Annotated in this window: 10 protein-coding genes; all 10 read left to right on the top strand. The window is 40.3% G+C overall.

Annotation, left to right across the window (positions count from 1 at the left end; all coding sequences use genetic code 11):
* Positions 1 to 8 precede the first annotated feature (8 nt).
* The 10 genes from FYJ50_RS02960 to FYJ50_RS02915 all read left to right on the top strand — a co-directional run bounded on the left by FYJ50_RS02960 (position 9) and on the right by FYJ50_RS02915 (position 16,878).
* The gene (locus FYJ50_RS02960) at positions 9 to 1,016 is read left to right on the top strand and encodes a stealth family protein (protein WP_154459550.1); all 1,008 of its coding nucleotides are present in this window, start codon (positions 9 to 11) and stop codon (positions 1,014 to 1,016) included.
* 26 nt (positions 1,017 to 1,042) lie between these two features.
* Entirely contained in the window at positions 1,043 to 2,335 is a 1,293-nt protein-coding gene (locus FYJ50_RS02955; RefSeq protein ID WP_154459549.1) for a hypothetical protein, read from the top strand.
* The gene (locus FYJ50_RS02950) at positions 2,298 to 3,764 is read left to right on the top strand and encodes an oligosaccharide flippase family protein (RefSeq protein WP_154459548.1); all 1,467 of its coding nucleotides are present in this window, start codon (positions 2,298 to 2,300) and stop codon (positions 3,762 to 3,764) included. Before FYJ50_RS02955 ends, FYJ50_RS02950 begins: the two co-directional genes overlap by 38 nt.
* A complete protein-coding gene (locus FYJ50_RS02945) occupies positions 3,754 to 4,836 on the top strand; it encodes an acyltransferase family protein (RefSeq protein WP_154459547.1) in 1,083 nt (360 codons plus the stop codon). The genes FYJ50_RS02950 and FYJ50_RS02945 overlap by 11 nt, the downstream gene beginning before the upstream one ends.
* On the top strand, positions 4,836 to 6,347 hold the full coding sequence (locus FYJ50_RS02940) for a class I adenylate-forming enzyme family protein (RefSeq protein WP_154459546.1): 1,512 nt from the start codon (positions 4,836 to 4,838) through the stop codon (positions 6,345 to 6,347). The genes FYJ50_RS02945 and FYJ50_RS02940 overlap by 1 nt, the downstream gene beginning before the upstream one ends.
* Positions 6,347 to 6,589, top strand: a complete 243-nt coding sequence (locus FYJ50_RS02935; protein ID WP_154459545.1) for an acyl carrier protein — start codon at positions 6,347 to 6,349, stop codon at positions 6,587 to 6,589. Before FYJ50_RS02940 ends, FYJ50_RS02935 begins: the two co-directional genes overlap by 1 nt.
* Positions 6,590 to 6,722: 133 nt before the next feature.
* Positions 6,723 to 6,944 carry an SGNH/GDSL hydrolase family protein gene (locus FYJ50_RS02930; protein ID WP_154459544.1) on the top strand — a complete coding sequence of 74 codons (222 nt, stop codon included), beginning with the start codon at positions 6,723 to 6,725 and terminating at the stop codon, positions 6,942 to 6,944.
* Between the two features lie 240 nt (positions 6,945 to 7,184).
* Entirely contained in the window at positions 7,185 to 12,659 is a 5,475-nt protein-coding gene (locus FYJ50_RS02925) for an Ig-like domain-containing protein (protein WP_154459543.1), read from the top strand.
* Positions 12,660 to 12,859: 200 nt separating this feature from the next.
* Positions 12,860 to 15,355, top strand: coding sequence for a transglutaminase domain-containing protein (locus tag FYJ50_RS02920; RefSeq protein ID WP_154459542.1), 2,496 nt, complete (start codon positions 12,860 to 12,862; stop codon positions 15,353 to 15,355).
* A gap of 140 nt (positions 15,356 to 15,495) precedes the next feature.
* Positions 15,496 to 16,878 (top strand): NAD(P)/FAD-dependent oxidoreductase, encoded by a 1,383-nt coding sequence (locus tag FYJ50_RS02915; RefSeq protein WP_154459541.1) that lies wholly within the window; start codon positions 15,496 to 15,498, stop codon positions 16,876 to 16,878.
* Positions 16,879 to 16,883 lie beyond the last annotated feature (5 nt).

Below are 16,883 nucleotides of genomic sequence, written 5' to 3'. Positions count from 1 at the left end.
GTGGGAAAATGATAGATCAGATTGATTTTGTAGTTACCTGGGTAGATGGAGCTGATCCGGTATGGCAGAAGGAAAGAGCACTTTTCTGTCCCCCCAATTTAGATAATGGATCGAGCTTAAATCGGTATCGTGACTGGGGATTAATGAAATATTGGTTTCGAGGTGTGGAAAAGTATGCGCCATGGGTCCATCGGATTTTTTTTATAACAAATGGGCAGGTGCCGGAATGGCTGAATACAGAGCATCCAAAACTTCGGATGGTACGACACGACGATTACATTCCCAGGCAGTATCTTCCGACATTTAATGCGAATGTCATTGAGCTGCGGATCCATCGAATCCCGGAGCTGAGTGAACACTTTGTATTATTCAATGATGATACATTTATTACGGCACCTGTTTGTGTGGAAGATTTTTTTGAAAATGGGATTCCCTGTGAATCTGCGTTGATGGATATTGTAACGGCTCTTGATCCGGAGGACTGTTTTCCTCATATACTAATTAACAATTTTGCCGTAATTAATAAATATTTTAATAAGAAAGAAGTCCTGAGAAAAAATGCAGGAAAGTTTTTTACCTTCAAATATGGAAAAGATGTGATGAGGAATATTTTTCTGCTTCCATTCCAAAATTTTTCCTGTTTTCGGGATCCGCATCTTCCGGCTTCGCTTTTGAAAAGTACATTTGAACATGTATGGGAGCTGGAAGGAGAACTATTAGAGGGCTGCGGGCAGAATCGCTTTCGGTCAAAGTCTGATCTGACTCAATGGTTGATGAAGAGTTGGCAGATCTGTGAAGGTAATTTTATTGCAAGAAGTACGAAGTGGGGACATCATTTTGAGTTATGGGAAGATTCGACAGAAGGAATTTGCCGAAGTATTGAAAAGCAGAAATATCGTACAATTTGCTTGAATGACAGTAAAGTGGAAATTGAATTTGAAAAAATTCAAAGAAGATTATCAGGGAGCTTTGAATTGATCTTACCGGAACCATCAGAATATGAAAAAAAGAGCTGAAAAGGAAGGAAAAAGGTGTATAGAAGATGAAATCAGTTATTTCTCGAAAAACATATATATTTATATTCTTTGTCATACTTTTTCTGGCACAAAACCGGCTGCAGCAATGGGCAGGAGTGTTTCAATATCTGGATGAACTATTTGCTTTGCTGATTATCCCAGCTCTTCTATACTGGATCATAAAGAAGAAAGAAAAAGTTACATGGACAAAGCAACAAATATGTTTCTTTGCGCTCCTGGCGATATTTTGGTTAAGTGGATGGGGCGGATATGTTATTTATCATTATCAGCCATTGTCGAATGCAGCGAAGGATGCTTATGTGAATCTCAAGTTTTTTTTGGCAGCAGGTGCTTCTTTTTTGATATTTGCCGATAAAGAGCTTAATTTTGAACAGTTGAAGAAAAAACTATGGCCTGTATTGAATGGAATTGTGGTGATTTTATTTGTCTTTTGTCTGGCAGATCTGTGTTTTGGAATTTTTTCAAAAGAGACCCGTTATGGAATGAGGGCGATTAAATTATTTTATTCTGCATATACGATACTGGTTGGAGAATGCGTATTTTTGAGCGCAATTTATCTATGGTTTTTTGAACAGAAGCGAAAAAAGATCATTCCGCCGCTAGTGATGCTTGCATTTATCATGTTAAGTACCAGAAGAATTAAGAGTGTAGGAGCAGTGGCCTGTATATTGATGGTCTATTTGCTGGTCTTTTATAAAGAAAAGAAGCTCAGTAAAAAGGTGAAGATATTTACTGGCTGTGTGTTGTTGATTGCGTTGTTTGCAGGAGTGTATCAGGTGATTAGTTATTATATCATGATGGGAACAGAATCTGCACGTGCCGTATTGACGATTGGGGCACCGTTTATTGCCAAGGATCATTTTCCATTTGGATCAGGGTGGGGGACATATGGTTCTGCGTTTTCGGCGGATCCTTATTCTCCTGTCTATGGAATGTATCAGATGGATGGAGTGTGGGGGATCTCACCGGAGTACCATGAGTTTGTATCAGATACCTTTTGGCCAATGATACTTGGAGAGTGCGGGATCTTTGGACTTCTGGCATTTATCGGAGTATGTGCGTTGATCGTTAAGAAAGTATTTATTTTAAAATCTAGTAAAAGCGCATTTGCATCTTCTCTGATTCCATTATTATATCTGTTAATATCCAGCAGCAGCGAATCTGCGTTCGCGAATCCGATTGCTGTGCCGTTTGCATTCTGGATGGGATTTTTGTTTGCGGAACAGTATGTAAAGGAAAGCAAAGATAGGGGACTTGATTGTGAAATTAAATCTAAAATTGACAAAAGCTTACAGTAAAATGTCATCCGCTGTGCGGACTTCTGTCTGGTTTACAATCTGTAATTTTCTGCAGAGAGGGACTGCATTAATTACGGTACCTATTTTTACCAGGTTACTGACTACAAAAGAATATGGTATTTGTAATGTATATTTTGCATGGATCGATATTTTTCTTTTGGTTACATCATTAAAAATTCCATATGAGGGCTTAAACAATGGCTTGATCCGTTATGAAAAAGATAAAGATGGCTACACATCTTCCATGCTGGGGTTAATAATGGTGATGACGTTGATTATGGCGGCAGTTTATGTGCTGTTTCACAATTGGATCGACCAGATTACCGGACTTAGCAGTTTTATTATGATGTTAATGTTTATACAGCTTTTTTTTAATCCGCCGCTTATGCTGTGGACGAACCGGGAAAGGTTTGATTTTAAGTATCAGCTGCCGGTGATTGTCACATTAGTCAGTACGATCCTGAATCCTGTGATTGCTGTTCTTGCAGTATTAAATACGAATTACAAAGCGGAGGCACGTATCATTGCACCGGTTGTAGTTCAGACTTTCTTCGGAGTGATACTGGTCGGAGTGTTGTTCCACAAGGGAAAAACATTTTTTAAAAAAGAGTATTGGAGTTTTGCATTGCGGTTTAATCTGCCATTGTTTTTCTTCTATGTCTCTCAGATGATACTGAATCAGTCTGACCGCATTATGATCAATTATTTTACTGGTAGTGAAAAGGCTGCGATCTATAGTGTGGCTTATTCAGCTGCTACGATAATGTTGCTTCTGGTATCAGCTATAAATGGGTCGTTTAATCCTTGGATGTACAGAAAGTTGAAAGCAAAAAAATATCAGGATCTTAAATATACAGTAACTGTATTGTGCATATTAGTTGCAGGAGCTACGCTGGCGTTAAGTGCATTCGCTCCCGATTTGATTCATATTTTGGCAACCAAAGAATATAATCAGGCGCTTTGGATTATTCCACCAGTGTCCACCAGTGTGTTTTTTATCTTTATATATATGTTATTTGCTAATGTAGAGATGTATTATGGTGAAAATAAAGGGATTTCTGTTATTTCCATTATCTGCTCTGCTGCTAATTTGATTCTAAATGCAATTTTTATTCCTATTTATGGATATATGGCAGCGGGGTGGACGACGCTTGTCTGTTATATGTTATTGACATTTTTACATTATGTATTGATGAAAAGAGCCTGTAGGTTGCAGAACCTGCAGGGAAATATCTTTCCGGAAAAAATGCTGCTTTTAATGGTTGTATGTGTGCTTTTGGCAACGTTTATGGTGTTAGGAATGTATAAGTTATCCTACTTCCGGTATGTACTTCTGGTACTGGAGATTCTGGTACTTTTGGGACTTAGAAAAAAATTATTTGGTGTATTAAAACAGATGCGAAAAGGAGCAAAGGAGAATGGAGAATAGTCCGGGAAAAGAAGAAAGTCTGGGATATTTTAATTTAATCCGAGGAGTAGGGATGCTGGTGATCCTTCTAGGACATTCTTTGCTTCTTTTTCTGCCCGGGACAACGAATACAGATTTGTTTAGTGGGTGGGGGAGTATTTGGGGCGGTGGAATCCTTGTTATGTTTTTTATGATCAGCGGATTTGGATTCTATAAACGTAGTGCAAAGAAGTGTTTTTGCATACAAAAAAAATTATTGTTATATCCGTATTGGACAGTGGCAGCAGCAATATTGATCACGAAAACTATTCTGGCTGTTGTGGAGCGTAGATCATTTAAAGACCATGGTGGGGAACTCGTACTTACATATTTGTTGGGGCTTAATGCAGAAGGCGGAGGAGAAATCCGTGGAATTGCGATAGAGTCTGTCGGAGTATGCTGGTTTATTCTGGCATTATTCGGAGCCTGGAACATTTACAATGCAATTATGCTTTTAAAGTCAGAGAAACTTCAGAATTGTCTATGCGTGGGATGCGTGATCCTGGGGTATCTGCTGACATTAATCTCAAAAGTATGGATCTTTTGTCTTCCCCTGGCATTGATTGCAGTAGGTTGTCTTGCGGCAGGAAATTTTATTCGAAAGCATCATCTACTGACAGATAAATTACCAATCTGGTGTTGGGGAGTTATGTTATTGATCGTTATTGTGTCTTTGACATTTGGAAACGTAAATATGGTGGCATGTGTCTGGAGAATGGGATTAATCGATGTAGCGGCTACCTTTTGTGTAGGTTTTTTCCTTCTGCGTCTGTATGCTTATATTATGAAGTGGGAATGGAATGGAAAAATCGTGGGGATGTTAGAGGAGATTGGATTCCATTCTATAAGAATTTTTTGCATTCATGCTTATGAAAAGATTATTTTTCCGTGGTATCGCATTCCCATACTATTCGCTGACCATCCTGTTATGGGAGCTATATGTTCCATGATCGGTCGGTGTATCATTGTGTATCTGCTATGCAGGGGAGTGGAATTTGTAAATAAGAAAAAAAAGAGAAAGAAAAAGAAGGTCATCCTGGAGGGGATACATTAATGGAAGAAAAGTATCTGAAAAACATGAGGGAACTTTTGGAACAGATGGAACAGAAACTTGCGGAACGCAGGATCATTCGATATATGGTAGGAACAGAGATTGTCGAGATCTCTTCAGAGCAGTTTTTCAGACAGGTGCGGACTATGTCCCGTCAATTAGAGAGACGGGGATTAAGGAGAAAGCATATAGGGATTATAGGAAGAAACAGCTATGAGTGGTTGATATGTTTCTGTGCTGTATTCTGGACGGAGGCAGTAGCTGTCTTACTAGACTGGGAATCTGATGCGGACACAATATCTGAGCTTACAAAACGGGTGGATCTGGATGCGATTCTATATGATGAAGCATCGGAAGAACATGTTCAAAAGGCAAGGCTTCTGGAATCTGTTCAGATCATATCCATGAGTGATGTAGGGAAAACTCAGACTCATTGCAAAGCGAAAGAAAAGAGATCTATAACGAAAGAGATTACATTCGGTACAGAACTGGGACCGGACGATCTTTCCTGCATTTTCTTCACTTCCGGAACAACGAGTAAAAGCAAGGCAGTTATGATGTCTGGACGTGGAATGATTGCAAGTGTATGTACGAGGCTTAATAGTCAGAAATTTGAAGCGCTACTGGCGGTCATGCCTTTTCATCATATGGCAGGATTTATTACTATACTAAATACTTTGTATCTGGGGGCAGAAGTATGTATAGCGGGGGATTTGAAATACTTTTACCGGTACCTGAAAGAAATGAAACCAGATTATATATTTGTGGTGCCGTCGATGCTCAAAATGCTCGCACGAAAATTGAAAAAAGCAGGGCCAAATGGAAAATTTCTAGGGTGGAATCTTCATATCATCAGTTGTGGCGGAGCAGCATTCTATCCGGAATTTTTGCAGATGTTGAGAGATCAGAATATTACTGTACTTCAGGCATATGGTGCATCTGAAGCTGGTGCAATTGGATTCTTGTGGGAGATGACGCCAGATCGCCCGAATACGATAGGAAAACCTACTGCAGGTTTGGAAGCAAAGATTGTAAATGGAGAGCTGTATTTGCGAAGTGAATCTGTAATGGTGGGATATTACAAAGATGCTAAAGAAACGGAAAAAGTTCTTTGCGATGGATGGTATGCGACAGGAGACTTATGTAGAACGGATGAGAAAGGATATTTCTATCTAGTAGGGAGAAGAAAAAACCTAATTATTCTTTCGAACGGAGAAAATGTAAGTCCAGAAGAGATAGAAACCAAATTATGTAACTACGAAGAAATCAAAGAAATCATGGTAGGGGTAGAACAAAATCTGATTACTGCAGCAATATATCCAGATTATCAGGAAGGAATCAGTGAGGAATCTAAATGGAAAGTCAGAGAGCGAATTGAAAAGAAAATTGCAGAATATAATGGGAATTCGCCTGTCTCTAAGCAGATACGGAAGGTAATTTTCTTTGAGGAGCCCTTTGCAAAAACCGCAGTAGGAAAGATGATCCGTCATAGTGTGACAGGAGGAGAAGGATAATGACGATAGAAGAAGTAAAAAAAGAAGTACTTAGAATCATCAAAGAGTCAACAGAAACAGAGCTGAAAGTGACGGAGGAGACCAGCCTATTCGCTGATATGGGTTTGGCTTCTGTAGAGGTAGTTGTAATGGTTGGAGAACTGGAAGAAACGTTTGGGATTGATATTTCGGCATCCTGCCTACGAGATGTACGAACGGCAGGGGATTTGTGCAATACGGTGATTAAAAAATTAATAGAGTAAATGGAGTAAAGCGGTTATAAAAATGGGGAAAATTGGTTTGCGTTTGGAGATTCTATTACAGATATGGGCTATTATATTGATACGGTTATTCAGGGAACATAATGTACGGAATAATCCTGGTGAAACTACCGGGGTGGGAGCAAATGTATGTGGACTGTACCTTGAAGATTATATAAATGTAATTAAAGAAGTAACTGTTAAATATTCACTTCCAGTGCTGGATTTTTATACACTTGGAAAAATAGATATGAATAATATATATAAGTATACCATTGACGGGTTGCATCCGACATCGGAATATGGAATTCATCTGGGACATACGATTGCAGAAGCAAATACCCTCCACGCCTTGTAATAAAGGTCTGGAGGGTATTTATTCATAACTGTCAGTTTGCTGGAATAAACAGCTTGATATTTGACAGTTTTTGCCTTGATATAAACGGGAAATCATGGTAATCTTAAAGTGACATTTTTATGTTCTTTACTGTGATTAGGGGGGATTTCTATAGGGAATTTATAGTCAGCAATGTTGCAGTGAAGTAACAGTTTAATTAGTAACTATTGTTAAAAAATAATTGATAAAGGAAGGTAAAGAATGAAAAGAAGAATGAAGAAACTTATGAGTCTTCTGATTTCGGTTTCGATGGTCTTCAGTGTGTTCACAATGCCTGTATATGCAACCCCTGCTGACGGTACAGAATCGGAACAGACTGTAGAATCAGAGACAACTGAGACAGAAGATAATACAACGGGTGCGGCAGAAGAGACACAGCCGGAAGAAACACAACCGGAAACCACGCAGCCGGAAGAAACACAACCGCAGACTACTACGGTTGAGGAAAGCTTTACAACATATACAGTCAATGCAGATGATATTGATGTATCTGATGTAACTACACATGGTGTAGTTGTGGATGAAGAAGTTGTAGTTGATGAAAATGATCCGATAATGACAACTGTTGAGGAAGAATTGGGAAATATCAAAGTTTTAAACGATGATGGCGAACCAGTTCCCTTAACGGAAGAGCAGATTCAGTCACTTTTGTATATCTATCAACAGTATCAGGATCAGTGGGCGGATAATAAGAATATACTTGGAGTGCAACTGCCATTTTTCCTTAATTACAACGAAGATAGTGAAGATGGCCTGGGTGTTATGGGTGAGATGTTAGTTCTTGCTGGATATTCTGTAGAAGATGTAAGAGCCGGGAAATATAAGTATGACGAATTGATGGGAATGGTACAGAATTTCTTGTATGCTGACAAATATGCCCTTAAGTTTTACACTTCTGATATTGAAAATAGTCGTGCTGCGGTAGTAAAAGAAGTGGAGAAATCCGGGGCTAAAACATTAGTTCAAAAGATGTTAGTAATTAATGATTGGATAGCACATAATACAAACTTTGATATGGCCTATATCATGAAAGATGATGATGGTAATCCTATTATGGTTGCTGAAGAACCTAAGGAACATGAGCATTATCAGGATATTTATAATGATATGTATGCCATGTATAAGGAGCAGATTAAAAAGCAGTTCCATCAGGCATTTTATGAAGGGGCGATTAAACAGACTGTGTACTCACAGGCATTAGGAAAATCTGAAGATGATGCAACAGATGAGGAAAAGCAGGCTGCGAGTCAATATGCAGAAGATTATATGACGGAGCAAAAAGAGGAGATTTCCAAAGATCCTGAAGCGTTTGTTGAATCTACATTTGGCTCTAAAGCGGCGGAGCAGTTTAAGGCACAGGAAGAAGTATTTATGGATACTGCTTCGGATGATTTAGGAGGAGCTACACCAAATCAGGTTGTTGAGTCAGGCGCGCAACAGGGTGCAGAAGGATTGACGAATGGTATTATTGGTGCATGGGAAGGAAACCACGTTGGTGTTCTTGCGGAAGGAATTGGCGTGTGTGCTGGTTATTCTAAAGCATTTTCATATCTGTTACAGTATATGAGTCCGGAAATTTATGGTGTTAACGGTGCAGGAACAGACATGAGCGTTTCGTCGAACTGGAAGACAGCTGAAGAACTGTACTATGATGAAGATGGAAATCTTGACATTACAAAGGGCTATCTTGTTGATATGGTTCGTATTACTTTTGATGCGAATGTAACGATGTTTGGTGAGGAAAGTCCTTTTGGTGAGGTTCATTTCTGGAACGCTGTTCAGGTAAAGGGACAGTGGTATTATGTTGATCCATGTTATACAGATATCTATGTAGAGTGTATGTCTCGTGACCGTGTAGAAATTGACGGGACAATGAATCATATGTATTTCATGTTCAGCCATTCAACTGCTGAGGAGATGTATAATGGAAATATGAAGGAGATCACAAGTCTGTATAGTGATGTGGCAACAGATACTTCTTATGAAGATTCTTGGTATGCACGTATTTCCAGTAACGCATATTCAGACGGAAGCAATTTCTACTATATGTATGATTCCAGCGATCAGCTTTCTATGATGAGAGAGTTTAGAGAGTTGCAGAATAGTACAGAAGGTTCTGATTTTAGTGAAGAGGATTTTGCAGCTTTGATGGAAGGTGCTGATCCGACTTATAAACTAGTTTATCATCCGATTACGGAGAATGATATTAAAGATGGTGGGGCTGACTCTGATTACACCACATTGATCGAATTCAATCATGAAGAGGAAGAAGAGTCTTCTGATGCAGAGGAAACTGCTGATACAGAAGAAGGAGAGGGAACTACGGATACAGAGGAAGAAGGATCTGTTGCATTAGTTTACAATCCGGGAACTAATGAGATGGAAGAGAATGAGCTCCTGACTGAATTATTTGCTCAGTATAAAGATGAGTGTGACATTTATCCATCTATCAAAATGACAACTGCATTATATGATGGCAAGCTATACTTCAACTTAAGCAATTGTATTCTGAGTTATGATCTTGAATCTGGTGCAGTTGAAAAGGTAAGAGAGTATAATACCGTATATGGAAAACGTGATGATACGGTTGCTTTTGGAGGTATGGGATTCAGCGTTGTTGACAGTGCAGAGGAAGAAGCTCTTTCTGTTACTAACCATCCGATTGCAGCATTGACGATCAAAGATGACGGTCAGATGTATGTATCTATCGCAACAAACTATGCGTTTATCTCTGGTAAGAGTAGTGTAGATGACTCTTCAAGCTATGGATATGAGTTTGAGGAGAGTAATTATAATCCTGATTATAGTACATATATGACGGGTGACAGTACGCAGATGGAGCAAGCGGGATATAGCGAAGAGACAAACGACAATGATGAGTTCATGTGGAGTGCTGTTTTTGTAGATACGATGGATATGACTTCTACATGCTCTCATACTTATGAGTCTGTAACAGTTGAACCGACTTGTGGACGTGATGGATTTACAGAAAATAGATGTACGAAATGTGGTGCGGCAGAAGCTGATTCACGTGTAGTGGATGAAGGCTCTGCACTCGATGCACATCATTATGTTCACTTCGATGAAACATATTATACAAAAGCTGATAATGGCGAACGGAACACAGGTGAATGTTATGTCTGCACAGTATGTGGATTTGCAATTGAAGAACCTGATGAGCCAAGAGATGATGCAGAAGAAGAAGAGATAGAGGAATACGAAAAAGAAAAAGCAATCTGGGATAACGCTGTAGAAACAGCTGGACATTCTTATGAGCCAACAGATGCAACCTGGAGTGAGGATTCTACTTCTGTAACATTCTCTAAACTGGAATGCTCATCTGTCTGCCCGGATAGAAAAGCATATCTGGATTGCCTGTTAAGTGATGAGACAATCTCTGTTGAATGTAAAGAAACAACTGCAGAAGCTAAGGTTACAGGTTACGAAGGCGAATGTACTACAGGTACAAAAGTTGTTTATACTGCAACTGGTGAAACAGAAGATGGTTATGGATATACCGTAAGCCATAAAGTGGATCAACCTGCCGGAGAGCATAGCTATGAAGGTACTTTCCATTGGACTGAAATCAAAGATGATGAAGGTAATGTAACGGGGTATGAAGATACCGTAACTGCAGATCTGGAATGTGCTGTTTGTGGTGATAAAAGAGAAGGCGTTGAAGCTGTAGTAGAAAAAACAAAGAATGAGCCTAAGTGTGAAGAAGATGGTGCAGATGTTTATACAGCAACAGCAACCGTAAAAGATGATAATGGAAATGTAATTGGAACTGCTACTGATAAAAAAGAAATTAAAATCGATGCAATAGGGCACAAGTGGGAAAGCGAATTTACCTGGACTGAAATCAAAGATGATGAAGGCAACATAACAGGTTATGATAAGACAGCAACGGCAACTGTAACATGTGCTAACTGTGGAGAAAAATATGAAAATGTTGAAGCTACAGTAGTATTAGATGAAGAAAATAGTAAAGCAGCTACCTGTAAAGAAGAGGGTAAGGATGTTTATGTTGCAACTGCAGTAGTGAAAGATGATGAAGGCAATGAAATTACGACAGTTACAGATACGAAAGAAATTATTTTAGCTGCTGATAAACATCCATATGAAGGTGAATTCAAGTGGAGTAAAGTTGTTGATGAAGATACTGGAGAAGTGACCTATACAGCCAAAGCAACATTGACTTGCCCTGTTTGTGGTGATGAACAAAAAGACGTTGAAGCTGAAGTAACATATGACGACGAGAATAGTTATGCGCCTAAGTGTGAAGAAGAAGGTAAAGATGTTTATGTTGCAGTAGCAACTGCCAAGGACGAGAATGGTAAGGTTATCGGATCGGCTACAGACACAAAAGAAGTTACAATTGCTGCAACCGGACATGATTATGGTGAATGGACGACTACAAAAGAACCTACATATAAGAATGAAGGAAAAAAAGAAAGAACTTGTTCAGTATGTGGTGATGTAGACGAAGAAGCGATTCCAGTATTAGAGGCTAAAAGCATTATTTTAAGTGAAGAGCAGCTTGCACTTGAAATTGGTGAAAGTGCTACATTAACAGCAACATGCGATCCTGAAGCTGTTGATTCAACGGAGATCGAGTGGAAGAGTAGTGATGAAAAAGTTGCAACTGTTAAAGCTGGAAAAGTAACAGGAAAGAAAGAAGGAACTGCAACTATTACTGCATCTGTTGGTGGAAAGAAAGCAACCTGTAAAGTAAGTGTTACTAAAGCAGGTGTTGAGTACAGAACACATGTTCAGACTTATGGCTGGCAGAATTGGGTATCCAATGGAGAGATGAGCGGAACTACTGGTGAGTCCAAACGTTTAGAGGGAATTGAAATCCGACTGTCAGATTCAAAATATGAAGGAAGTATTCAGTACAGAACACATGTCCAAACCTATGGTTGGGAAAAAGAATGGACAGCAGATGGAGAAATGAGTGGAACATCTGGTCAAGCTAAGAGACTGGAAGCAATCCAGATTAAACTGACTGGCGAAATAGCTGAAATGTATGATGTATATTATAGGGTACATGCACAGACTTACGGCTGGCTTGGTTGGGCTAAGAATGGAGAATGTGCTGGAACTGCCGGATTAAGCAAGAGATTGGAAGGTATCGAAATTGTATTGGTTAAGAAGGGAGAAGATGCTCCTGGATCTACAGAAGATGAGTACATTACAGCTTCAGGAGAAAGCAATGAGAATCTTATAAGATATCAAACTCATGTTCAGACTTATGGCTGGCAAGACTGGAAGTATGATGGTGTTATGAGTGGAATAACCGGACAGTCTAAGCGTCTGGAGTCTATTAAGATTCAACTTGTTGATCCAAAATATGAAGGAAGTATTCAGTATAAGACACATGTACAGACCTATGGCTGGCAAGACTGGGTAGAAGAAGGAGATGCAAGCGGAACAACTGGTGAAGCAAAAAGATTGGAAGCAATCCAAATTAAGCTGACAGGCGAGATGGCTGATAAATACGATATATATTATCGTGTGCATGCACAGACCTTCGGCTGGCTTGGATGGGCAAAGAATGGTGCGAAAGCCGGAACTGCAGGATATTCAAAACGATTAGAAGGTATTGAAATTGTGTTGGTAGAAAAGGGAGGAAAAGCTCCTGGAAGCACTTCAGGTGCATACAAAGAAAAGTAAATATTTTTAATCGATGAAATATTAATTAAAAGTTATAATTTAGTTTGCCGAGAACTGCTGTGTTATGCACAGCAGTTCTTTTTGTGACAAAATAATATAATTTGTAGATATTAAATAGGTTCAAGAAGAAATGTGTGGTATGAAATAAAAGGAATATTATTAATGTAGTTTGTTGTGAAAAGGCGGAGGAGTAAAGTAAGATGAAAGCGACATGGAAACGGGTGATCGCACTGATTCTGGTGTTGGTGATGGCTCAGGTACAGGGAATCAGTGTCCGGGCAGAAGCAAACAAAAGTAATCAGAATACAAGTAGTGTGATAACCGAAACTTATATCAATCCACTATATGCAGATGAGATTCGGGAATCTGACTTAGCCAGTCCGGATGAAGCATCGGCGATTGCGACATATGCAAATGAGGAATATACAGATTCCGTGGAAGAAGCCGGGGCAAAGATTCGTGAAGGAATGAAGCAGAGAGAAGAATCGATCGTTATATATTTCCAAGCCCCGGAATATAGCAAAGAGCTATTAGTAGAAATTGCGAATCAGGCGCTTGTACATACAGGGAATCCTACAGAAGGAGATTATCTAAGATGGCAGTACGGTAGTTGGACAAGCAGTACTAGTTATTATACGAAAGACAGTACAGATTATATGACTATTACTTATACATACACTTACTATACAACCAGTGAGCAGGAAGCTGCTGTGGATGAAAAAGTGGATGAAGTTCTGACGGATTTAGATGTAACGAATAAAAATGATTATCAAAAGATTCGAGCAACTTATGATTATATTTGTGAACATACAGTTTATGATTATGATAATCTGGAGGATGATGAATATAAGTTAAAATACACTGCCTATGCGGCGTTGATTGACGGGAAGGCAGTTTGTCAGGGATATGCATTATTATTTTATAGATTGGCATTAGAATTAGGTGTAGATAGCCGTTTGATTTCCGGAACGGGGAACGGTGGAGCACACGGATGGAATATTACGGAACTAAATGATGTTTATTATAATCTTGATACCACCTGGGATGCAGGAGAATCAGAATACAGCTATTTCTTAAAATGTGATGCAAACTTTAAAGGTCATGAACGTGATGAAGAATATGCGACAGAAGAATTCTATGCATCTTATCCGATGGCCGAAGAAGATTATGTAATTCCAGAAATCTGTGAACCGGGACAGCATCAATATGAAGCAAGCTTTGAATGGACAGAAATTACGGATGAAAAAGGGAATGGAACAGGTCAATACAGTGCGACAGCAACTCTAACCTGTACTGTCTGTGGAGACGAGGTTGGAAATTTGGAAGCAGAAGTTGCTTACGATGAAGAAAATAGCATTCCCGCAACCTGCGAACAAGCAGGACAAGATAGTTACATTGCAACAGTGACTTATGAGGAGAAGACTTATACAGGTGAAAAGGAAGTAGAGATCCCTGTTGCAGATCATACCTGGGAAGAAGAGTATACGGTGGACAAGGAAGCAACATGTGAGGAAGCAGGAAGCGAGAGCATCCACTGTAGCGTGTGTGGTGCGATCCAGGAAGAAAGCGTGCAAAAGATTCCGGCAACCGGTCACAATTTTGGAGAATGGGTGATAACGAAAGAGCCAACGGAACAAGAGGAAGGGCTTCAGGAAAGAGCATGCCAGAATCAAGGCTGCAGTAAGAAAGAAACGGAAACGATTCCAAAGCTTGCCACAGTCAGTGTCCAGTATAGAACGCATGTGCAGACGTACAGCTGGGAAGAGGAATGGAGATCAGATGGAGATTTAAGCGGAACGGAAGGGCAGGCGAAACGTCTGGAGGCCATTCAGATTCAATTAAAAGATCAGAAATATACCGGAGATATTGTGTATAAAACGCATGTACAGACGTATGGCTGGCAAAGCGAAGTGAAAAATGGAACAACCAGCGGAACGGAAGGAAAAGCAAAGAGATTAGAGGCGATCAAGATCTATCTGACGGGTGAGATGGCAGAAAAATACGACGTTTATTATTGCGTCCATGCACAGACGTATGGCTGGCTTGGCTGGGCTAAAAATGGAGAATATGCCGGAACAGCTGGATTAAGCAAGCGTTTGGAAGGTATAAAAATTGTATTAGTAGAAAAAGGCGGAAAGGAGCCACAACAAGAAGGAAATACGGATGCAGCATACGTTACAGCGAATTCCGCTTCTGGAGAGAAGAGCACCAATTATGTGACATACAGGACGCATGTACAGACGATAGGATGGCAGGACTGGAAATATGACGGCGTAATGAGTGGAACGGAAGGACAGTCAAAACGTCTGGAAGGCATTGAGATCCAACTGGCGGATAATCTGAATACGGATGAGAAATATGAAGGTGATATTGAATATCAGACGCATATCCAGGGCTATGGCTGGGAAGAGGATTGGAAAGGAACATGGGCCAAGAATGGTGCCTTAAGCGGAACGGAAAGCCAATCCAGGCGGCTCGAAGCAATATGTATACGTTTGACGGGCGAGATGGAAGCGCATTTTGACGTCTATTACCGTGTCCATGCGCAGACTTTTGGCTGGCTTGGCTGGGCAAAAAATGGTGCAGAAGCCGGAACTGCCGGATATGGAAAGCGATTGGAAGGAATCGAGATCGTACTGGTGGAAAAGAACGGAAAGGCTCCCGGAGATACTGCAAACGCATTTAAAGAGAAATAGAATTGGAAAATTGGTATGAGAAAAAGTCGAGCTGGTTTCCGGAATGCGGCTGATCTGAAAGAAAGACTAAAAATAAGAAGTCTTGCGGATATTTTCAGCAAAGAAGATGCATGATAGAAAACGAAAGGAAAGGAATTAGTATGAAGAAATATGATGTCATAATTATCGGAGCCGGTCCGGGAGGAATCTTTGCAGCTTATGAACTGCTGCAGAAAAAAGAAGGGATTTCTGTTGCCGTATTTGAGGCCGGTCATTGTCTGGCAGGGAGAAAATGTCCCATCGACGGGGAAAAGATAAAAAGCTGTGTTCACTGTAAGACGTGTTCGATTATGAGTGGTTTTGGAGGCGCAGGAGCGTTTTCTGATGGAAAGTACAATATCACCAATGATTTTGGCGGAACTTTGTATCAACATATTGGTAAGAAAAATGCAATTGAACTGATGGAATATGTAGATAAAATTAATCTGCAGTATGGCGGGGAAGGAACGAAGCTGTATTCAACGGCTGGTTCTGGGTTTAAGAAGATTTGTATGCAGAATGGTCTTCATCTTCTGGAGGCATCTGTGCGTCATCTGGGAACGGATATTAATTATGTAGTACTTGAAAATCTCTATGCTGTGCTGGAAAAACAGGTTGATTTTTACTTTGATACACCGGTAGAGACTCTGGAAAGTCTTGAAGACGGGCGGTTCCGGATCAGCACGGAGCATGAGCAGTATGAAGGAACGTACTGCATTGTTTCCGCAGGAAGAAGTGAAAGTAAATGGATGGAATCTGTGTGCCGGAGTTTGAAGATTCCGACGTTGTCGAACCGGGTGGATATCGGAGTCCGGGTGGAACTTCCGGCGGTCATCTTCTCGGATCTGACGGATGAACTCTATGAGAGCAAGATTGTCTATCGGACCAGGCAGTTTGAAGACAATGTACGTACGTTTTGTATGAATCCGCGAGGCGTTGTAGTAAATGAGAATACAAATGGGATCGTAACGGTAAATGGACACAGCTATGAAGGAGAAGACAAGAAGACGGAAAATACCAATTTCGCATTGCTGGTTGCCAAGCATTTTTCCGAACCATTTAAAGACAGTAATGGTTATGGGGAGAGTATTGCACGATTGTCTAATATGCTGGGCGGAGGTATCATTGTGCAGAGATTTGGAGATCTGGTCCGCGGCAGACGAAGCACGACTTCCAGGATTGAAGAAGGATTGGTTACACCGACACTGGATGCGACGCCTGGAGATCTGAGTCTGGTCCTTCCGAAGAGAATACTGGATGGTATCATAGAGATGATTTATGCACTGGATAAGATTGCGCCCGGGACTGCGAATGACGATACTCTGTTATATGGAGTCGAAGTGAAGTTTTACAATATGGAAGTGTCTGTAGATGAGAATCTGGAAACCATGTATCCGGGGCTTTACATTATCGGTGACGGAAGTGGGGTAACACATTCCCTTTCCCATGCATCAGCCAGCGGGGTATATGTCGCAAGGCACATTGTAGACAGAGAATTGAGATAAGGCGG

Source organism: Floccifex porci, assembly GCF_009696175.1.
Classification (GTDB): domain Bacteria; phylum Bacillota_I; class Bacilli_A; order Erysipelotrichales; family Erysipelotrichaceae; genus Floccifex; species Floccifex porci.
The sequence above is the reverse complement of the archived record's forward strand: the minus strand, read 5'-3'. Positions and strand labels throughout refer to the sequence as shown.